The following is a 22,051-nucleotide window of genomic DNA, read 5'->3' as shown; positions in this document are numbered from 1 at the left end:
TTTAAATGTAAAAAAGCGAAACATTTCCTGAAAATAAATGAACATGTTATCATATAGAGTGAAAAAGTGTGAAAAGAGGAGGTAAGGGATACGATGGTACATATGCATATTACAGCATGGGCGTTAGGTTTAATTTTATTCTTCGTTGCGTATTCACTTTATTCAGCAGGAAGAAAAGGTAAAGGTGTACATATGGGGCTTCGTCTTATGTACATTATCATTATTGTGACAGGTTTCATGTTGTACATGGGGATTATGAAGACTGCAACAAGTAACATGCACATGTGGTATGGTTTAAAAATGATAGCTGGTATTTTAGTTATCGGTGGAATGGAAATGGTTCTTGTGAAAATGAGCAAGAACAAAGCAACAGGGGCAGTTTGGGGGCTATTTATTGTTGCATTAGTAGCAGTATTTTACCTTGGACTGAAATTACCGATTGGTTGGCAAGTATTCTAATAAAGAAAATAAAACCACCTTATAATCTCAAAGACTTGGGAGCTAAGGTGGTTTTTACTTTTTATGTCGCATCGATATGTAACTCTTCTCCATTTACTTTCGTAAAACGGAACATGTTTTTATTGGATGTAGTGTGACGGACGAAATGATGCTGTAGTGTACAGATCATCTCTTCGTTATCAAACAAAAGAATATTTACTCCTTCGCGTGACTCCTCTTTCGGTAAGAAAGATAAATAATTATGACAATACATGCAATCATATAAAGAGTAGTGAAGTGATTGCAATGATTCGGTTAATAATGTGAACACAGAGTCAGGTAATTCCTCGAGCCATTCATTATAGCTAAGAAGTAATTTTTTTCGAATACGTATCATTTCCCCGTTTTGCAGGTGGTGCTGTTCGTTGGCGATTTGTAATATATCTTGTTCATAGAAACGAGCTGGTAGCCAGTTGTTGTTATATAAAATCTCAAAACCATCTTCGGCAATATCTTCTAATAAAAATGCTTCATCATTTTCATCATCAAAGAATACCCATTCATTGTTTATATATTCTACATTACCGACTGTATGAGCGCGGGGCTGGTTATATAAAATATGGTTACGTTGTATCATACATGATTTCTCCTTTATAAAAAGTAGTTATTCCTGTTATAGACAGTTCGTGCATTCTTTATAACTAGACACATCTAGACATAGGTGGGCATACAATAAAACACGTTTTACTGAGTGAGAATGCTATTCCATATGTGGATAGTAGGTTATCGTCAAGTTTTCCATTTTTTGATCCGCACTCTTAGGGTGGGGATTACTGCACGTTCAAGAAAAGAAATAAGATGGAAGGATGATTTATATGTGCGGGATTACAGGATGGGTGGATTATAAACGCTCATTAGAAGGAGAAAGAGATGTCGTTACGAAGATGGCTGAGACGTTAGCCAAACGTGGGCCGGATGATAATAAAGTTTGGATTAAAGGCAATGTCGCATTTGGGCATAAACGTTTAATCGTTGTGGACCCTGAGGGCGGGAAACAACCGATGACTTGTTTAAAAGATGAAACGAATTACGCCATTTGCTATAACGGTGAACTTTATAACACAGAAGACATTCGAAAGGAATTATTAAGAAGAGGATATACGTTCAAAGGTCATTCTGATACAGAAGTATTATTAGCTTCTTATATTGAATGGAAAGAAGAATGTGTCGATCATTTAAACGGTATATATGCGTTTGCTGTATGGGATGAACAGAAAGAACAAGTATTTATTGCGCGAGATCGACTAGGTGTAAAACCGCTATTTTATAAATATGATAGTGGGCGATTACTATTTGGTTCAGAGTTAAAAGCGATACTGGCTCATCCAGATGTGAAGGCGGAAGTAACGTTAGAAGGGTTATCCGAAATATTCGGCCTCGGACCGTCAAGAACGCCTGGCCATGGTATTTATGCTGGTATAAAAGAATTACGTCCAGGTCATGCGATGACATTTTCAAAGAACGGTTTATGTATATGGAGATATTGGAATGTAGAAAGTAAAAAACATGAAGACTCTTTTGAAGAAACCGTAGAGAAAACGCGCTTTTTATTACAAGATGCCATTACAAGACAGCTTGTTTCTGATGTACCACTATGTACTTTTTTATCAGGTGGTGTAGATTCGAGCGCTATTACAGCTATCGCAGCGAAAGAATACGAGAGATCAGGAAAAGGGCAATTACACACGTATTCTATTGATTACGAAGATAATGACAAATACTTTAAAGCGAATGCGTTCCAGCCAAATTCAGATGCTCCGTTTATTAATTTAATGACTGAGACATTTCAAACAACCCATCATCGCTGCGTCATTTCGAATGAAAAATTAGCAGAGTATTTAACTGAAGCAGTACTCGTTCGTGATTTGCCTGGTATGGCAGATATCGATTCGTCATTATTATGGTTTTGTCGTGAAATTAAACAAGATTTTGTCGTCGGTTTATCTGGGGAATGTGCAGATGAAATATTTGGTGGATATCCGTGGTTTTATAGAGAAGATGATTTACAATCGAGTGCCTTTCCGTGGATGCGCTCTACAGAAGCACGTGAACAACTGCTAAAGAAAGAATGGAGAAATAAATTAAATTTACAACAATATGTACAAAGGCGCTATGAAGAGTCGATTCAAGAAGTTCCTATTTTAGAGGGAGAAAGTCCGCTAGAAGCAAAAAGACGCCAATTATTTTATTTAAATATGGTATGGTTTATGACAACATTATTAGACAGAAAAGACCGCATGAGTATGGGGGCAAGTTTAGAAGTACGTGTTCCATTTGCAGATCATCGTCTTGTCGAATATGCGTGGAATATTCCTTGGGAAATGAAAATGTATAAAAACCGCGAAAAAGGTCTATTACGTAAAGCGTTAGAAGATGTACTTCCACATGACATCTTATATAGAAAGAAGAGTCCTTATCCGAAAACGCACAATCCACACTATACAAAAGCAGTAACAGTATGGCTTCAAAATCTATTAACGGATAAAGGTTCAATTTTACACGAATTGTTTGATAAAGAGCAGTTGAACGGATTAATTCAGTCTGGTGGCAGTGCATTTCAAACACCATGGTTTGGTCAATTGATGACTGGGCCACAGCTTTTAGCTCATTTAGCACAAATTCACGTTTGGTTTAAAGAATATGGGGTAAATATTAAGGAATAAGGGAAAAGCGGCTTACAATTATGTAAGTCGCTTTTTATTAAAGAAATTGTCATATAAAATTCAAAATCACCTTATAAATAATACTTAATTAGAATTATTATTTTGATGTACTTATTATTGCTTGTTATAATTGGAAACAAACGTTCTGAAAAGGATTCTCATTTATAAAATTGAGGTGTTATATAGATGACAAAGAAAAAAATAGGTTTACTCGTAATGGCGTATGGAACACCAGAATCATTAGACGATGTAGAGGCATATTATACACATATCCGTCACGGGCGTAAGCCGTCAGAAGAAGCGCTTGAAGATTTAATTAAGCGCTATAAAGCGATTGGTGGAATTTCGCCGCTTGCAAAAATTACGAAAGAGCAGGCGCATAAATTAACAGATTCAATGAATAACATATTTACAGAGTATGAATTTACTAGTTACTTAGGTTTAAAACATACTGCGCCATTTATAGAAGATGCTGTAGAGGAAATGAAGCGAGATGGAATTGAGCAGGCGATTAGTATCGTATTAGCACCGCACTATTCTACATTTAGCATTAAAGCGTATAATGATCGTGCTATTCGTCTTTCGAAAGAAATCGGTGGTCCTGTTATTGAACCAATTGAACAATGGCATGATGAACCGAAATTTATTTCGTATTGGGCAGACCAAATAAAAGAAACGTTTACAGAAATTGATGATAAAGAGAAAGCAGTCGTAATTTTCTCAGCGCATAGTTTGCCAGAAAAGATTATTGCAGCAGGAGACCCATATGTAGAACAACTAAAGCATACGGCAGATTTAATTGCAGAAGCTGCAAATATTCAAAACTATACAATCGGTTGGCAAAGTGCTGGGAATACTCCTGATCCATGGATTGGTCCAGATGTGCAAGATTTAACGAAAGATTTATATGCAGAGCATGGGTACGAATCTTTCGTATATTGCCCAGTTGGTTTTGTAGCGGAGCATTTAGAAGTTTTATATGACAACGATTATGAATGTAAAGTTGTAACTGATGAATTAAATGCCAAATATTTTAGACCAAGTATGCCGAATACACAATCTGCATTTATCGACTGTTTGGCTGAAATTGTTTCAAAAAAAGTGAAGGAAATAGTTGACAAAGGTTTAGTTTTGAATAATAATTAGTTTATAATAATTTTAAATAAATAATAATTACTATGAAAGAAAGAGGAGGATCCCCCTAGATGAATCCAAATAATCGCTTAACAACAAACCAAGGTGCTCCAGTTGGAGATAACCAAAATTCTCGTACAGCTGGTCGTCGTGGACCAGTATTATTAGAAGACTATCATTTAGTAGAAAAACTTGCGCACTTTGATCGTGAACGTATTCCGGAGCGTGTTGTGCATGCACGTGGTGCAGGTGCTCACGGTGTATTCGTAACGAAAAATAGTATGAAGCAATATACGAAAGCGGCATTTTTACAAAATGAAGGAACTGAAACGCCTGTATTTGTTCGTTTTTCAACGGTTATTCATGGTCAAGGTTCTCCTGAAACAGCACGTGACCCACGTGGGTTCGCTGTTAAACTTTATACAGAAGAAGGAAACTACGATATCGTAGGTAATCATTTACCGGTTTTCTTCATTCGTGATGCAATTAAATTCCCTGATATGGTACATTCTTTAAAACCAGCACCTGATACGAATATTCAAACGCCAGATCGTTACTGGGATTTCATGACGTTAACTCCAGAATCTACACACATGATGACATGGGTATTTTCTGATTACGGTACACCAGCAAGTTATCGTGAAATGGAAGGTTTCGGCGTCCATTCATTTAAATGGATTAATGAAGAAGGTAAAATTGTTTATATTAAATACCACTGGAAACCACAGCAAGGTGTACGTAACTTAAATGCGAAAGAAGTGCAAGAAGTACAAGGGAAAGACTTCAATCATGCAACTCGTGACTTGTTCGACGCAATCGAAAAAGGAAATCACCCGAAATGGGATTTACACGTACAAGTTATGCAATTAGATGAAATGGACTCTTTAGACTTTGATCCATTAGATCCAACGAAAGTATGGCCAGAAGATCGCTTCCCATTAATGGAAGTAGGGACGATGACGTTAAATCGTAATCCGAAAAATTTCTTTGCAGAAGTAGAACAAGTAGCGTTCTCTCCAAGTGCAACTGTAAATGGTATTGAGCCATCGGAAGATAAATTATTACAAGGTCGTTTATTCTCTTACCCAGATACACAGCGTTATCGTCTTGGTGCAAATTACTTACAAATTCCTGTAAACTGCCCATACGCAGCTGTTCATAATCAACAACGTGATGGTGCGATGCAAGTAAATCAAAACCCATCTACAATCAACTACGAACCGAGCCGTCATGCAGAGAATCCGGTTGAAGACAAAGCTTACCGCGATTCAACTATGAAAGTAGAAGGCTATGTATCTCGTGAAAAAATCGAGAAACCAAATGACTTCAAACAAGCAGGTGAGCGTTACCGTTCATTCTCTAAAGAAGAGCAAGATAACTTAATTGCAAACTTAACAAATGATCTAAAAGACGTAAATGAACGCACAAAATTATTAGCTGTTTGTAACTTCTTCCGTGCAGATCAAGAATACGGTATGCGTTTAGCGCAGGCATTAAATGTTGATATTACGCAATATGTAGGAAATGCTCCGAAATAAATAGGAAAAGACGACCGGGTTTCGGTCGTCTTTTTTCTATAACGTTATGTGGGGTATTTTGCTTGTAAATTATGTCGGAATTTGTTTGTAAATCGATATGTTGTGTCGAAACGTTGATATATTGAAAGAAACAATCGATATATTTGAAAAATCGTTGATATATCCAAAAAACCGTTAATATATTTCCAGTTATACTAGGTGGGGTATTTTGCCCAGTGCGCAAAAAAGAGATGCAATCTATTACTAATAGATTGCATCTCTTTTTTAGTTTGCTCGCTCTGCATGTTCATAAGCTTTCTCACCATGCATCGAAATATCAAGTCCCATGTGTTCCTCGTGCTCATCTACTCGAACGGGGAGGAAAAAGCTAATAACTTTAATAATGGTGTACGTCATTATGATTGTAAAGGCATAGGTTGCCCCGATTGCTACAAGTTGTTTAAACAGTAAAGCGGCGTTTCCGTAAAACAATCCGTTCGCACCATCCCCGTTTACGGCAGTAGTTGCAAATAGTCCTGTTGCAATACCGCCCCAAGTTCCTCCGATGCCGTGGCATCCAAAGGCATCAAGTGTATCGTCATAACCGAATTTTGTTTTTAAGAAGAAAACGGCGCCAAAGCATAATATACCACCAATTGCTCCGATAAGAAGAGCGGAGAAAGGTGTAACGAACCCGCAAGCTGGTGTAATAGCGACTAGACCAGAAACAACTCCGCAAGCAGCTCCCATCGCAGTCGGTTTTGATTGGAAGAACCATTCAGAAAGCATCCAAGTTAGAGCGGAGGCAGCAGCGGCTATATTTGTATTAATAAATGCAGTTAAAGCTACGTCGTTTAAGGATAATGCGCTGCCGACGTTAAAACCGAACCAGCCAAACCATAATAAGCCTGCGCCTAACATTGTAAATGGCAAATGGTGAGGAGAAGAACCATTTATGTTTTTTCGTTTTCCAAGGAAAATAGCTAATACAAGACCAGCAACTCCGGAAGTGATGTGAACGACGTTTCCGCCAGCGAAGTCTAGTGCCCCAAGTTCCCTTAGCCACCCGCCGACGCCCCATACCCAATGAGCGACAGGATTGTAAACGATCGTTGTCCATAGAAGGATAAAAATAAGAAAGGCAGAAAATCGCATTCTTTCAGCGAATGCACCTGAAATTAAAGCTGGAGTTAAAATGGCGAACATGAGTTGAAACATCATGAATAAATTGTGAGGAATAGTAGATGAGTAGTCTGGATTTGGTGCGTAGGTAACTCCGTTTAGACCGAACCAATCAAGTGTACCGATAATCCCGTGCCAATCTGGTCCGAATGATAAAGAATAGCCGATAACAATCCATTGAATCGAAACGATAGCCATTGCGCTATAACTATGCATCGTTGTACTGAGTACATTTTTGCTGCGAACCATACCTCCATAAAAAAGTGCCAATCCTGGTGTCATTAACATGACCATTACTGTCGTTACAAACATAAAAACCGTATCTCCCATATTCATGAGCTCTCCTCCTATAATGTTAGAAAAAATAACATAGTTTTGTTATGTTTCATATCATATTCGAAATTAAACTAAAAATCAACTAAAAATTCAGAAAATTATATAAATGATGTTAGGAAATCTAACATGTATTATTTTGTGAGGGTTGAAATCGACATATGCGTTTCATTCGGAAAATTGGTATAATATTCTTACAATTAAAAAACTTGGGGGATGCGTGTGGGAAAAATACGGACTAGGAAACTATTCATTTGTTTTTGCTTAGCTGTTGTTTTGTTTGTACCAATACATACTTTTGCAGACGAAAAAAGAGAGTGGCGAGACGAAGTTATCTATTCCATTATGATTGATCGCTTCAATAATGGAGAACCGAAAAATGACAAACAGTTAGAAGTTGGTAATTTAGAAGGGTATCAAGGCGGGGATATAAGAGGAATTATAAAAAGGTTGGATTACATAAAAGAAATGGGTTTTACTACCGTTATGCTTTCGCCACTTTTTGAAAGTGGAAAGTACGATGGATTAGACGTGCGAAATTTTAAAAAGGTAAATGAACATTTCGGGACAGAAAATGATGTGAAAGAACTTGTAAAAGAAGCTCAGGCAAAAGGAATGAAAGTTGTATTTCAATTTCCGCTTGGAGAAAACGAACAACAGGTAATTGACGCAATGAAATGGTGGATAAAAGAAGTTGATTTAGACGGAAGCTATGTTATACATAGTGAAAAAAATCCGCGTTCCTTTTGGGATAACGCGCAAAAAGACATGCAAGTGATAAAGAAAGATTTTCGTATTATGACAAAGGAGGATAGCGAATACAACGAAAAAATAGTAGAATCGTTTTCCAAAGCGGATGTATCGGTGAAATCGTTATACGATGTGAGTAAAAAAGAAGGGGAATTTGTTACGTTTTTAGATGATCAAGAAACAAAAAGATATGCGCGTATTGCAAAAGAAAATATGTATTATCCGCCATCACGTTTAAAACTGGCGCTTACATATTTGTTAACATCACCTGGGATTCCGAATTTTTATTACGGAACTGAAATTGCATTAGATGGAGGAAGTGTACCCGATAATAGACGATTAATGGATTTTAAGTCAGACGAAAAATTTATGCAGCACATAACAAAACTAGGTGAACTTAGGCAGGCGAGACCGTCTTTACGACGCGGTACGTTTGAGCTTCTGTATGATAAGAGCGGGATGAGCATACTAAAACGAAAATATAAAGATGAAGTAACTTTAGTAGCAATTAATAATACGAAAGAAACACAAAAAGTCTCCTTACCTGCAAGTGCAATTGGTGAAAAACAAGAGTTAAGAGGATTGTTGCAGGATGAAATTATAAGAGAGGAAAACGGAAAATTTTATCTCGTTTTAAAGCGTGAAGAATCAAACGTGTATAAAGTTAACAGAGAAACAGGTGTGAATTGGTTATTTATCTCCTTAATCGTTGGTGTGAATGTATTATTTATTGCGTTTTTAATTGCAGTTAAAAGGAAGCGTAGATGAGATGAGAAGTTACGCACTCTATGTTCATGTCTTCTTATTGGATTTGTAAGTTTGTTCGGTGGGGCCAGGTTAGGGAGAAAGTCTTCTTCCTAGCCTGTTTTTGTGTCAATACGGATAGAGAAAGACCTTTGAAACAAACAATAATTGCAACTATATTAATTTTACATTACATTAAAAGTTAGAGAATACTCTTATACTAATATAGTACTAAATAGTAGGTGGGAAAATGGAATTTTACGATTTGGGTATTACCATTAAAGAGCTTAGAATTAAAAAAAATATATCACAATCCGAATTATGTCATGGAATATGTTCGCAAAGTCAAATTAGCAAAATAGAAAAAGGTATGATTTATCCATCTAGTATATTGTTATATCAATTATCAGAAAGACTTGGTATTGACCCAAATAATATATTTGCATTAACTCAAAACAAAAAGTTAAAATATGTAGAAAATGTAAAATGTGTAATAAAAGATTGCTTAAAGCAAAAACAATATAAAGAACTTTATGAAATCGTGAAAAAAGAGAAAGATGAAAAAAATTTCCAGGCAAAAGAAGATAAACAATTTCTCCTATGGCATGAAGCAATTGCTGTATTTGAGGTGAACAGATCCATAAAAACTGCTTTAAAGCTTTTAAATAATGCATTAAAACTAACTTTAACCAATGTTGATTTTTTATCAGAAAGAGAAATAGATATTATGCAGACAATGTCTATATTTTATGCGGAAAATAAAGAATATGATAAAAGTATTACTATATTAGGAAGATGTTTAACTAATTTTAATAAGTTAGATTTTCCGAGAGATAAAGCGATTAAATTAAAAATCATTTTTAATTTAGCGAAATGTTTAGGTATGACCTATCAATATGAAGAAGCGGTAAAATACATTGATAAGGGCATCAAATTAGCTATTAATCTAAATACTCTATACTTATTAGGTGAACTTTACTATTTAAAAGGATGGAATTTATTAAGATTTAAACAACAGAATGAAGAAGATATTGCAAATAACATGAAAAAAGCATTATTTATATTTGAACTAACAGAAAAAGAAAATCTGATAAAAATGGTTAAAGAAAAATATTTTGAAAACCAAACTGAAAAAAGCCACTCATAATACATTTGGAAATCACTTGAAATATAATAAAACCTACAGGGGAAATCCCTGTAGGTTTTACACTTATAAACTTGCTTCTAAAATATTAGTGTTTAATATAAATTTTTGAATAAGAGTTTACTTAGTGTACTTTTTATTTTGAAGTCTGCATCTTTATTAACAATTTATGCTTCTTTTTAATTACAACCAAATATTGTTAAAATTGAGATGATTCAAGTCGGAGGAAGGCACTTTGAGGTGTCTTTTTTTATGACCTTTATCATTAACTATTTAATGTTTTTTTAAATGATTACATGACATATTTTTTTTGTACCAAGCTTTGTTGATACAGTTAGACTTATCCGTTAGTGTATTCGTATTATTAGAACATCCTACAGTATTTAGGGAGAATGTGGCCAATAAAAACCATAATATTAATTTCTTCAAATAACCACTTCTAACTCTTTTTTAATTAACATTTTTTAAAATACTTATTAATTTTACATTACATTAAAGGTTGGAAAATATTCTTATACTCATAAATTGTTACGTTTTGGCGAGGAGAGGAATTATGAGTTATAGCAATTTTTAAGATGACTTTGGCCTAGGATGTAATTACTAAGAAAAGTAATTCAAATCGAAGGGAAAACGTCTTAAGGTGTCTTTTCCTTATTTTCAATTTACTTAGCGATTTTTACCGCACATACCCTTTTTTCTATGGTTTGTTCTTGTAATATTGTCTCTACAAGACAAAAAGAAAACTCCTCTAATTAAGAGGAGTTTTCTTTTTAGCGGTAGTTAATGAACTGTACGTCGATTGGTAAATCAGCGCTACGAACAGCTGCGATTACGGCTTGTAAGTCATCACGGCTTTTCGCTGTAACACGTACTTGATCGTCTTGTACTTGTGTTTTTACTTTTAATTTCATTTCTTTAATGATGTTGTTAATTTTTTTAGCGTTATCTTTATCGATACCTTGTTGAAGTGTTGCACGTTGGCGAACAGTGTTGCCAGTTGCAGCTTCAACTTTTCCGTAATCTAAGTTCTTAATTGGAACGTTACGTTTTACAAGTTTAGAAATTAAAACGTCTTTTACTTGGTCTAATTTGAACTCGTCGTCAGAAGTTAAAACTAGTACTTCTTTTTCTAATTTAATATCACTTTTACTTCCTTTAAAGTCATATCGGTTTTGGATTTCTTTTAATGCGATATTAATTGCGTTTGTTACTTCAGGTAATTCTACTTTCGAAACGATGTCAAAAGAACTATCTTTTGCCATAGTTAGCACCTCCAAATAAATTTCTAATCTTGTTATGTACTGTACATACTAAAGTATAGCTGAAAACGAGTCTAGACTTAAGTGTTTTCGTACTTATATTCATGGAACCTCATTTTATTATAGTGAATTTTGGGCAGTTGGACAAATACAGGAAAAATCATGTTATAATTAACTTTTGTTTGGAATGATAAAAAAGATAATTTTATATATATAGAAGGGAATTAAAAAATATGTATTTGCAAATAGGATCGATTGAACAGGTAACTGTTTTACGCGAAACGGAAATCGGATATATGGTTGGGAATGAAGAAGAAGAAATTTTCCTACATAAAAACGAAGTAGCTGGAGAAATTGAAGAAGGCGATACGATTGATGTATTCTTATACCTTGATCACCAAAATCGTATTTCAGCAACAATGAAGGAACCGATTATTACAACTTATGATTGGAACTGGGTAAAGGTTGTAGAAGTCATTCCTAGTTTAGGTGTGTTTGTTGATATTGGTGTGTCAAAAGATATACTAATTCCAGCTGATGAGTTCCCGATTTATATGCCAGTATGGCCAGAAGTAGGCGACGAATTATATTGTACGTTAAAATTAACGAATCGTGATCGTTTAATTGCTCTTCCGGCAAGAGACAGTGATATGCAAGAAATTATCGTAGATGCAACGCCATCTATGCGTAATAAAAACGTAAATGGACGTGTATATCGTTCGCTTCAAGTTGGTTCATTCATACTAACTGATGAGCATTTCCGTGCTTTCTTACACCATACAGAAAGAAAAGAACAAGTTCGCATCGGTGAGCGTGTAACGGGCCGTATTATTGACGTGAAAGATGATGGTACAATTAACATTTCACTTCTTCCTCGTAAAGAAGAAGGAATGGAAGACGATGCGGCAGTAATTTATGCATATATGGAAGAACGAGGCGGAGCAATGCCGTTTTGGGATAAGAGCCATCCGGAAGATATTAAAGAACGCTTTAACATGAGTAAAGCTGCATTTAAGCGCGCACTTGGTAAATTGATGAAAGAAGAAAAAGTTTACCAAGAAGAAGGTTGGACTTACTTTAAGAAATAAAGTAAATGAAAAAAGAACTATTCTTTCTCTGAATTTTTAAGAGAAGAGATAGTTCTTTTTTATTATAAAGTAGATAAAAAGTAAATAAAGTGTAATAAAACGTTTAATCTACAAATATTTTACTGTATTTATAAGGAAAAAGGAATATAAAATGGTAAATCGCCGGAAAATATACATTTTTAGAAAAAATGTCACAATATTGTCGTTTTTATGTTGAAGCCCCTCGGAAAATTCTTTAAATTGTTAATTGTAAGAATAAAACCGATGCGAATTAGGGGTGAATGTATGGAAAAGAAGCAAGTTAAGAAAAAGTGGTATAGGTACTTCATACAGCTTATGGTAGTTGCATTAATTGTTACTTCTATACCGATGAATGGACCGCCGTTTACACCGTCGCCAAATTCAGAACCAAGTCCACAAGTAGAACAGAAAGACGAGAAGGAATTACCAGCTCCACATCCAGATCAGATAAAACAAAAAAATGCCAATGCAAAAGCTAAGCCGACTGAAGTTGTAGAAGAACGGACGGAGACAGAAAAGGTTTTTGATAATCAAGATGGTACGTTTACTAAAAAAATATATACTGAACCAATTCATGCAGAAAAGAATGGGAAATTAGAAGAGGTTTCTACTAATTTAGTAGAATCACCAGATAAAAAAATCGTAACAGAAAATACAGCATTAAAGCCGAAGTTTGAGAAAGTAGTAAAGGATGGAAAGTATGTTCAATTCGAAGTGGATGGACATACGATTCAGTATGAATTGACAGGCGCACGTGGTGAAAAGGGTGAATTAAAACCGACAGCTGTTACAGCGTCGCATGAAGAGAATACAGTATGGTATAAAGGGATTTTTCCAAGTATTGATTTAAAAAGTACAACATTTAATGAAAATGTAAAGGAAGACTTTGTACTCCATCAATATACAGGGCATCACATTTTTTCATTCGAATTACAGACAGATTTACAGCCGAGTTTAAAAGAAGATGGTTCTATTATTTTTCAAAATGAAAAAAAGGAGAATGTATTTGTACTACCAAAGCCTTATATGGCTGACTCAAATATTAATCAAGAATCCGGAGAAGCTGTTACATCTCAAGATGTGAAATATGAGATAACTCCTGCTGGGGGGAAGAAATACAATTTAACAGTTACTGCAGATCCAAAATGGTTAGAATCAGCCGAACGTAAGTATCCTGTTTTTATAGATCCTTCGGTTACGGTAAGGGGATTTGAAAATGCGTATGCATCAAGTGCAGATCCTAATATTAATTATTCAGGCGGTAGTTTATGGGATGAAGGACAAAAGGCATATACGTTAAAAGTCGGTTATTTTAATGCAGGAACAGGCACAAATGATGCTTTTATTAAATCTGATATTTCTAATTTAAAAGGTGCAACAATTCAAAGTGCAACATTTCATACGTATGCTATATGGCATTATTACGGAGATAGCCCAAATGGTGTATGGCTTGATGAAGTAACGGGAAATTGGAATGTTTCTAATATTAATTGGAGTAATAAGCCAGGATCAAATAATATTGCTCAAGCAAATGTAGGTCGCGGGAAGTGGGCGCAATTTAATGTAACAAATACAGTAAAAGCGTGGGTAGATGGAACGAGACCGAATTACGGCTTCAAATTACATGCTAACGGAAATGGACAGACGCATTGGAAGAAGTTTGTCGCAGCTCAAAATGGTTCGAATGCGCTATATTTAGCGGTTAATTATTCATATGAAAAATTGAATAAACCGAGGGTACAAGCGTATTCGAATGGAACTGGAAGTGAAGCAGGGCATTTCAATATACAATGGGACGCAGTTCAAGGTGCAAAAGGATATAAAGTTGCCATTTTTAATGGATATGACTATGAATATATTCCTGTCGGAAATGTAACAAGTTGGAGTACGAAAGATAAGAAAATCTTCCCTACACAAGATGAAATAAATGCAGGGAAATTTGAGTTTCATAAAGATGGAAAGGGGACGGATTTTTCCGTAAGCCCTGGCCCAATGTACAAAAATGCTTATTTGGCAGGTAGCCCATATGGGGATTATAGTTCAGCTCGTGGGTACTGAATTCGAATCGTAGCGGAATATCCATACGGTGATAGTCCGTTGTCTGATGAAACAGTTTCCTATGTTCCGCTAGAACAAGTAAAGAGGCCAGCTGGATCAGCTTATACAAATGGGCCAGGTAGTAATACAGGATATGTATCAGTAAAGTGGGATCCTGTTCCAGAGGCAAGTGGTTATAAAGTATGGATTTATAACGGGAAAGACTATGAAGCATTTGATGTTGGTAATACAACAACATGGACAACGCAAGGACAAAATATTTGGCCGACAGAAGCGGAAATTTCTAGTGGGAAATATCAACTTCATCATGACCAAAAAGGAAATGAGCTTTCGCTAGATCCATCTCCAGTCTACCGCAATTCTGGTGGTATATATGGTGGTTCCAAAAACTATTGGTTCCGAGTAACAGCGTATAGTAAAGCGGGTCATGCAGAAAGTGAAATTTCACAAGAGTTTACACCAACTTTTTCGAATGACGTTTCTTGGCTTGGCACGAAAGATTATTGGGCAGCAGTGAATGTAATTGGTGGAAAGGTTACTGCTATTAATGGGAATTTTGTTATGGATGAGACGGATTTTAATCTGTCTGGAAAAGGCCCGAATGTATCTATTGATCGAACGTATAATAGTCAAGATACCGGAACTGGTTTATTCGGGAAAGGCTGGCATAGTTTATTAGAAGAAGTGATGAAAGAAGAATCTTCTGGAAATATTTTATATACAACGAGAGACAAATCCACATTACTATTTACTAAAACAGGTGATAATCAATATCAAGCACCTAATGGTGTTCATTTAGAAGTAAAGAAAATAGCTGATGGATTTGAATTAAAAGATAAAGATCAATCCGTTATAACATTTTCAAAGCAAGGAAAAGTACAACAAGAGAAAGATAGCTTTGGAAATGTTGTGAAGTATGAATATGATACAAATCAAAGGCCGATTAAGATTACAGATGCATCAGGACGTACTATTACTATTACGTATACAGGGAAATTTGTTTCTCAATTTATAGGGCCAGAAAATAGCACTGTAACGTTCGAATACGAAAATGATCAGTTAGTAGGATCTACGACACCAGAAGGAAAGAAGTATCGTTATGGCTATGAGAATGGAAAACTACGTTATACGTTTGATCCGAAACATACGGAAACAAAACCATATAAAACGACATATACGTATGAAAATAATAAATTAGTAAAGGTAACAGACCCGCTAGGAAAGGAATCTGTATTATCTTATAACGATGCAGCTAAAGAGGTAACGTTGAAGGATGCTAAAGCTCGTAAAACGGTGCATAGCTATAATCAAGCTGGTAATCCAGCAAAAATAGTTGTAGATGCAGAGCATTTAAAGTTAACGACAACATATGAATATAAAGCGAATCACTTGGAGAAAACGACAACGTCTAAAAATCAAGTGGAAACAGTCACATATGATAACAATGGTAATGTGACTTCTGTAACAGATCCAACAGGGACTGAAAAGTTTGAATATAATAAAAATAATGATGTTATTAAAGCGACAGATGTAGAAGATCGGAAAACTACTATAGCGTATCAACAAGCAAATGCAGCTGTTTCAGAAACAAATCATGCCTCCGAAACAGCTGAAGTAAAACAGTATGATAAATTTGGGAATGTCATTCAAACGAGTAAAAATATTGGTGTAGGAGGAAACCTTCTAAAAAATCCAAGCTTTGAAATGGACACATTACAAAATTGGACAATGGTGAATAAAGATAGTAAGGGCTCTATGACAAAGGATGCGGAAGGAGCACCGGGAGGGCTTGGTGGCTCAGGTTCATTGAAGTTAACTGCGCAAATAACTGGTGCTAGTTCTTGGGGATATACAGCAATAGCACAGGAAGTAGAAGTAGAACCTAGTACGAACTATACATTAACGGGTATGGTGAAAACTACACTGAAAAATGCAGATGCCTATTTTAATGTCATGTTCTTAGATGAAAATGGAAATCCGACTGGTGGAACGGATTGGTCCGACAATCGCTCAAATAATTTAAAATCAGAAAATGGATGGTCGAATCGTCAATTGACGTTTAAAACGACAGATAAGGCAAGTAAAGCAAAAATACATTTAGTCATTGAACATGAAAGAGAATCTGTAAGTGGAGCAGCTTGGTTTGATAAGTTGCAGCTTGAAAAAGGAGATGTATCATCTAGTTTTAATCCAATTGTAAATAGTAGTTTTGAAGAGTATTCGGAAACTGGATCTGTTCCGAATTGGACTAGAAATTGTCCAGAAAATTGTAATCGAAAAGATATAGCAACAGAAGGATTTCATGGTGGTTCTTCTATTGTATTAGAAAACTTACAATATAATCAGAAGGACATTAGTTACCAAAGTCTTATTGTACTAAATCAAAAACAAGCACAAAACTTAACTTTAACTGCTATGTCAAAATCCGAGAAAGTAGAGAATAGTGCAGGAGAAAAATTATCGAAAGATTATGCAGTACGAGCAGATGTAACGTATCAAGATGGTAGTACTGCCAATTTTACAGCTATGTTTCCGAATGGAACGAATGATTGGAATCGTAGTGCGGTATTCATTCCAGCGACAAAGCCGATTAAACATATCGATACTTATTTGTTATTTAGAAATGAAAACAAAGAAAAAGTATGGTTTGATGATATTCGGTTATTAGAAGGGAATGTGCTTGTCAAAAATGAATATGACAACGATGGAAATGTAACAGCTTCGTATGATGAAGAAGGAAATAAAATAGCCTTTTCTTATGATGGAGTCGGAAATAAAAAGTCAGAAACCGATGAGAGAGGGAATACAAAATCTTTCGATTACAATAAAGATAATCAACTTAAAAAAGTGACATTAAAAAATGGAACTTCTGTTGGTTATAATTATGATCATAATGGCAATACAACTGAAAAATCTATAATGTTTGGTGGGAAAACACAAACACACAAATATGAGTATGATGTAGATAATAAAATTACAACGTATATCGATGCGTTAAATCGTCGCATTGAATATGATGCAAATGCAAATAAGACAAAAACGAAAATGCCAAATGGCTCACTGATTGAATGGAGTTATGATACAGCGGATCGCATTATGGGTGAAAAGCGAAATGGAAAAGATGCCTTTACATTCGAACGCGATGTTAATGGACAAGAAACGAAAGTGAAAGATCATGTAAATGGGGTTGAAAAAAGCAAAACATATGATACAGCAGATCGGATCACGAGTGTAACGGATAGCCGAGGTGGGAAAATTGATTGGGCATATCATGATAAAGCAAATAGCAAAACCGAAAAGTTAAAAGAACAGTCAATTACACACGGTGGGTATAACAGTAAAATAAAATATGAATATAATGCTTTAGATCAAAACACATCTGTTTGGGATGAAATGTGGGCACATTATAATTTCCATTATGATGAGAACGGCCACGTACGTACGTATATCGCACCGAATGATGCTAGTGCAACGTATAATTATGACCAAACAGGGAAACTATCGGATTTAGCTATTGCAACACCAAAGCAAATGCTACTATTAGAGAAATATGAGTATGACAAAACAGGAAACCGTACGAAGATTAAACATGAAAGTCTTGATGGGAAAATAACGGAAACAAATTATGTTTATGATCCAATTAATCAATTATTAAAAGAATCTACACCAAATGGAACAGTTAGAGACTACATGTATGATGGATTTGGCAATCGTACGAGTGTGAAAGTAACAGAGAATGGAAAAGAAACGAAATCAGTAATCGCAACATTTAACGAAGGAAATCAACTTCTAAAATTCGGAAACGAATCGTTAACGTATGACGCAAATGGTAACCGTACATCTGATGGGAAATACACATACACATGGAACGAAGCAGACCAACTTGTTGCTGTAACGAAAAAAGGGGAAGGCAAACCGTTCGCAATATATAAATACGACAACGAAAACCGTCGTATTGAAAAAAACGTAAACGGACAAGTAACCCGTTACTTCTACGATGGTGACAGCATTAACCCGCTATACGAAACAGACGGGAACGGAAAAGTCCTCCGTCAATACGTTTACAACAAAGACGGCGTCCGCCTAGCAATGAAAATCCAAGATCAATCGGTATACTACCACTACAACCCGCGCGGTGACGTAATAGCAATGACCGACAAAGATGGACAAATAGTCGCAAGCTATGAATATGATGCATGGGGTAACGTCTTAAAGAGCGAAGCAAAAGGAATCGCAGCAGACAACCCATTCGGATATGCGGGATACATGTATGATAAAGAGATTGGTATGTATTACTTGATCGCGAGATACTATAACCCAGACCATGGTGTGTTCTTATCGGTGGATCCAGATCCGGGTGATAGTGATGATCCAGTGACGCAGAATGGGTATACGTATGGTGATAATAATCCGGTGATGATGGTGGATCCGGATGGGCATTGGGCATATCGCTTTTGGGGTACGACGCCGATGCCGTATCATAATAATCGGACAGCATATGCACATGTTAAGGGAGTTAAGTCTGGGTTGATTGCGGTAAGAGATAGTTATGCAGGATTTGTTGGGTTTGGAAATGTAATGAATAAGTTGCTAACTTTTGGTGTGGGGGCAAATTATGGATGGAAAACATCTAAAAATAACTCGAAAAAGAAAATTGCAAACTTATCTCCTGGACAGCGTGTTGCAAAACAGCAAATCATAAAAAATACAGTGAAATCAGCGGTTAAAGGAGCATTTTTTGTTGGCAGTAAAGCTGTTGGGGGAATAGGGCTGATCCCGGACTTGGTAGTTTATGTAGATGGATATTATAAAGGATATAAAAAAGGGTATACGGAGTATAGACCGAAAAAAACTAATTCTAAGAAAAGAAGGAGATAGATTAGTAAAATGGAGACGACACATATAATAATTGGTATATATAATGTTGTTTTTATTATAGTTGCATCGGTGTTTATGTTAAAAAGGAAAAACTATCGAGCTGTAATAGTGTTAGTAGTATGTCTCATATATACAATTCTGGTAAGTTTTACTTCATATATGTCGTTCTTTGGTTACACAATTAACACGTTAATTGTAATTTTTCTGGGTATTATTTTCTTCTTAGCTAGTATTTTTGAAAAAGAAAAATAAAGTAAAGTTGATTCAGTGTATCTCAAAATTTAAACAGTTAGTTTGATTTTGGGATACACTTTTTATTTAAAATTACTTATTCTTCTATGACGGTAATAGAAGCAATCCATGAGGAAAAGGGAGTTATGATAATGCAAGATAATGTACTAGAAAAATTAATAAAACGACTTTCCGTATTATCCACTGAAAAAGAACGTGAAATATTAGCGGTGGATTTAAATGATATATATGAGAGTAGTAAAAGTTTTGAAAAATTGCTTGAAAATATTATGAACTCACAACAGTCTAAAGAAGACTTAATAGATGCGTTAATTGAAGTGGAGATAGAATTAGATCACATCAATTGGCATTATAAAAGCTTGAAGAAACAGTTAAAAATATTGATGAAAGATTAAAAAGCACAACCTTATGTAAAAAGATAAGGTTGTGCTTTTTTAATTTCCTTGCGGTGAAACAAGAGTAAACGTATCTTTCAAATCACTATCATTTATTTTAATATTTGCCTTTTTTAATTCCTCTTGTAACAATTTTTTGCTGAATACAGGATCAGCAGTACGTTCTTCCTCTAAGTTTTTGCGAATAGAGTTTTTTACCTCATCGTAAGGTTTTAAATCTTTTTTATCAGTTAATTTAATAACGTGATAACCGTTTGATGATTTTACGGGATTGCTAATTTGTCCAACATTTAGTTTGTAGGCAGCCCTTTCGAATTCAGGAGCCATTGTACCTGAATTGAAGTATCCAAGGTCTCCGCCTTTATCTTTTGATAGTAGATCTTGTGATTCTTGTTTTGCTAATTCTTCAAATGAAGCACCAGCATCTAGTTTACTCTTTATTTCTTTCGCTTCATTTTCGTCACTTACTAAAATGTGACTCGCTTTAATTTCTGGCTTATAGTGGTCTTTTACGTCTTTCTCTGTAATGCTTTTCTTAATCGCTTCATTCATAGCAAGTTTGAACTTAATTTGATTTTTGAAATCCTCTTCATCTTTTAAACCATTATTTTCTAATACTTTTTTGAATTGATCTCCATATTGTTTTTTTACTTTTTCTACTTCTTTATTTACCTCTTCATCAGATACTTTATATTTTTTTGTGATGACGTCTTGTGCCATCATTTCGTATAGCATGTCTTTTCCGTAACGATCTTTCAATTGTTTTTCGAAGTTATCCTTTGTAATGGTCGAGTCTGTTGCTGTAGCGACTGTAGCTGAGCCGTTTTTTTGTCCGCAAGCAGATAACATCAATATACTTATTAGTGCAGTAATAATGAAAATATGTTTCCCTCTCATGCCAACACCTCATCCGAATATGTTATCGCTATTGTAGAATATAGAAGTGAACATGAAGTGAATTTTTAATGTTTTTTTCCTTTAAAATGTAAAAAAGTACATCAACATAATTGTTGATGTACGATGGAATCAAAGGTGATCGGTCTTTTTAGAGTATGCACGTTTACCTTGCTGAATATTTTTTTGCTCTTGCTCATTTTTTTGTGTGCGTTTTGCGTTATTATCGCGTGCTTTTTTGTCGTTATCACTCGTATGTGGCATATGTATCAACTCCATTTCTAAACGTTGTACGTTTATCATTTCCTTTTTCGTAAAGACTATGTATAGCGGTGCATTTATGAAGGGTAAAGGTGGATTCGAAATGGATTTGAAGTTGAATTATACTGAACTTATAAAGAAGTTAATCGTTGTAATCATCGCAGGTTTATTAAACGCGATTGGGATGAATTTATTTTTAACGCCAGCAAAAGTGTATGCGAGCGGCTTTGCTGGATTGTCTCAATTATTATCACAAATATTAGGTGATTTTTTATCGATTCACATATCTACGGGAGTATTGTTTAGCTTATTTAATATTCCTGTCGTTATTTTAGCGTGGAAAAAGGTTGGAAAGGCCTTCACCTTTTTTAGTTTTCTTTGTGTTATATTTATGACTCTGTTTCTAGAAATCATCCCTGTTAGAGCGGTTTCGAATGATATCATATTAAATGCGATTTTTGGCGGGATTATTTCGGCAATTGGAGTAGGGATTGCTTTAAAGTGGGGTGCTTCTACAGGTGGATTAGATATTATCGCCATGATTTTATCAAAAATAAAAGATAAGCCTGTCGGTACATACTTTTTCTTTTTTAATGCAATTATCATTATCGCTGCTGGCTATGTATATGGATGGGAAAAAGCGTTGTATACGCTAGTGACTTTATATGTATCAACGAGAATTATTGATGCAATTCATACTCGTCATGTAAAGATTACAGCATTAATTGTTACGAAGAATGGGGCAGACGTAAGAAAGGCGATTCACTCGCGATTAGTAAGAGGGATTACAACGATACCAGCAACAGGTGCTTATACGAATGAAAATAAAGAAATGTTAATGATGGTTATTACCCGTTACGAGTTATACGAATTAGAGAGGATTATTAGACAAGTGGACCCAGGTGCATTTACAAATATATTGCAAACAGTTGGGGTGTTCGGATTGTTTCGGAAAGATTAAAGAGGACCAAAGTTGGTCC

Annotated in this window: 14 protein-coding genes and 1 pseudogene; 10 read left to right on the top strand and 5 right to left on the bottom strand. The window is 35.3% G+C overall.

What is annotated here, in order from left to right:
- Positions 1–93: 93 nt before the first annotated feature.
- Entirely contained in the window at positions 94–459 is a 366-nt protein-coding gene (locus AC1Q51_RS13170) for a YisL family protein (RefSeq protein ID WP_000233490.1), read from the top strand.
- 61 nt (positions 460–520) lie between these two features.
- On the opposite strand, the gene AC1Q51_RS13165 is transcribed toward AC1Q51_RS13170, so the two are convergent.
- Positions 521–1,075, bottom strand: coding sequence for a DUF2777 domain-containing protein (locus AC1Q51_RS13165; protein ID WP_000616066.1), 555 nt, complete (start codon positions 1,073–1,075; stop codon positions 521–523).
- Between the two features lie 238 nt (positions 1,076–1,313).
- Here AC1Q51_RS13165 and asnB point away from each other — a divergent pair, with 238 nt between their 5' ends.
- From asnB to katB, 3 genes are all read left to right on the top strand, one after another.
- Positions 1,314–3,161 carry an asparagine synthase (glutamine-hydrolyzing) gene (asnB, locus tag AC1Q51_RS13160; protein WP_000333991.1) on the top strand — a complete coding sequence of 616 codons (1,848 nt, stop codon included), beginning with the start codon at positions 1,314–1,316 and terminating at the stop codon, positions 3,159–3,161.
- 186 nt (positions 3,162–3,347) lie between these two features.
- Positions 3,348–4,307 (top strand): ferrochelatase, encoded by a 960-nt coding sequence (gene hemH / locus AC1Q51_RS13155; protein WP_492331547.1) that lies wholly within the window; start codon positions 3,348–3,350, stop codon positions 4,305–4,307.
- 59 nt (positions 4,308–4,366) lie between these two features.
- Entirely contained in the window at positions 4,367–5,833 is a 1,467-nt protein-coding gene (gene katB / locus AC1Q51_RS13150) for a catalase KatB (RefSeq protein ID WP_098329498.1), read from the top strand.
- Between the two features lie 264 nt (positions 5,834–6,097).
- On the opposite strand, the gene AC1Q51_RS13145 is transcribed toward katB, so the two are convergent.
- A complete protein-coding gene (locus tag AC1Q51_RS13145) occupies positions 6,098–7,330 on the bottom strand; it encodes an ammonium transporter (protein WP_327641972.1) in 1,233 nt (410 codons plus the stop codon).
- Between the two features lie 213 nt (positions 7,331–7,543).
- Here AC1Q51_RS13145 and AC1Q51_RS13140 point away from each other — a divergent pair, with 213 nt between their 5' ends.
- Positions 7,544–8,845, top strand: coding sequence for an alpha-amylase family glycosyl hydrolase (locus AC1Q51_RS13140; protein WP_492331546.1), 1,302 nt, complete (start codon positions 7,544–7,546; stop codon positions 8,843–8,845).
- A 226-nt stretch (positions 8,846–9,071) separates the two neighbouring features.
- Positions 9,072–9,968, top strand: coding sequence for a helix-turn-helix domain-containing protein (locus AC1Q51_RS13135; protein WP_000397875.1), 897 nt, complete (start codon positions 9,072–9,074; stop codon positions 9,966–9,968).
- A gap of 767 nt (positions 9,969–10,735) precedes the next feature.
- Here AC1Q51_RS13135 and AC1Q51_RS13130 read toward each other — a convergent pair.
- Positions 10,736–11,227 (bottom strand): YajQ family cyclic di-GMP-binding protein, encoded by a 492-nt coding sequence (locus AC1Q51_RS13130; protein ID WP_001040146.1) that lies wholly within the window; start codon positions 11,225–11,227, stop codon positions 10,736–10,738.
- Between the two features lie 230 nt (positions 11,228–11,457).
- On the opposite strand from AC1Q51_RS13130, the gene AC1Q51_RS13125 reads away from it, so the two are divergent.
- From AC1Q51_RS13125 to AC1Q51_RS13115, 3 genes and pseudogenes are all read left to right on the top strand, one after another.
- Positions 11,458–12,312: a CvfB family protein gene (locus tag AC1Q51_RS13125; protein ID WP_000281259.1), complete on the top strand. Its 855-nt coding sequence runs from the start codon at positions 11,458–11,460 to the stop codon at positions 12,310–12,312.
- 285 nt (positions 12,313–12,597) lie between these two features.
- Positions 12,598–19,269: pseudogene (locus tag AC1Q51_RS13120) on the top strand (DNRLRE domain-containing protein).
- A 383-nt stretch (positions 19,270–19,652) separates the two neighbouring features.
- The gene (locus AC1Q51_RS13115) at positions 19,653–19,916 is read left to right on the top strand and encodes a hypothetical protein (protein ID WP_141548262.1); all 264 of its coding nucleotides are present in this window, start codon (positions 19,653–19,655) and stop codon (positions 19,914–19,916) included.
- Between the two features lie 39 nt (positions 19,917–19,955).
- Here AC1Q51_RS13115 and prsA read toward each other — a convergent pair whose 3' ends face one another.
- Together prsA and AC1Q51_RS13105 are read right to left on the bottom strand one after the other, a co-directional pair.
- On the bottom strand, positions 19,956–20,813 hold the full coding sequence (gene prsA, locus AC1Q51_RS13110) for a peptidylprolyl isomerase PrsA (RefSeq protein ID WP_001214215.1): 858 nt from the start codon (positions 20,811–20,813) through the stop codon (positions 19,956–19,958).
- Positions 20,814–20,942: 129 nt separating this feature from the next.
- The gene (locus AC1Q51_RS13105) at positions 20,943–21,074 is read right to left on the bottom strand and encodes a DUF3941 domain-containing protein (protein WP_001120851.1); all 132 of its coding nucleotides are present in this window, start codon (positions 21,072–21,074) and stop codon (positions 20,943–20,945) included.
- A gap of 100 nt (positions 21,075–21,174) precedes the next feature.
- On the opposite strand from AC1Q51_RS13105, the gene AC1Q51_RS13100 reads away from it, so the two are divergent.
- A complete protein-coding gene (locus AC1Q51_RS13100) occupies positions 21,175–22,032 on the top strand; it encodes a YitT family protein (RefSeq protein ID WP_000364432.1) in 858 nt (285 codons plus the stop codon).
- The last annotated feature ends 19 nt before the right edge of the window (positions 22,033–22,051 follow it).

It is taken from the genome of Bacillus sp. MT94, from assembly GCF_058792475.1.
This window is presented reverse-complemented; position numbering and strand designations above follow the sequence as displayed.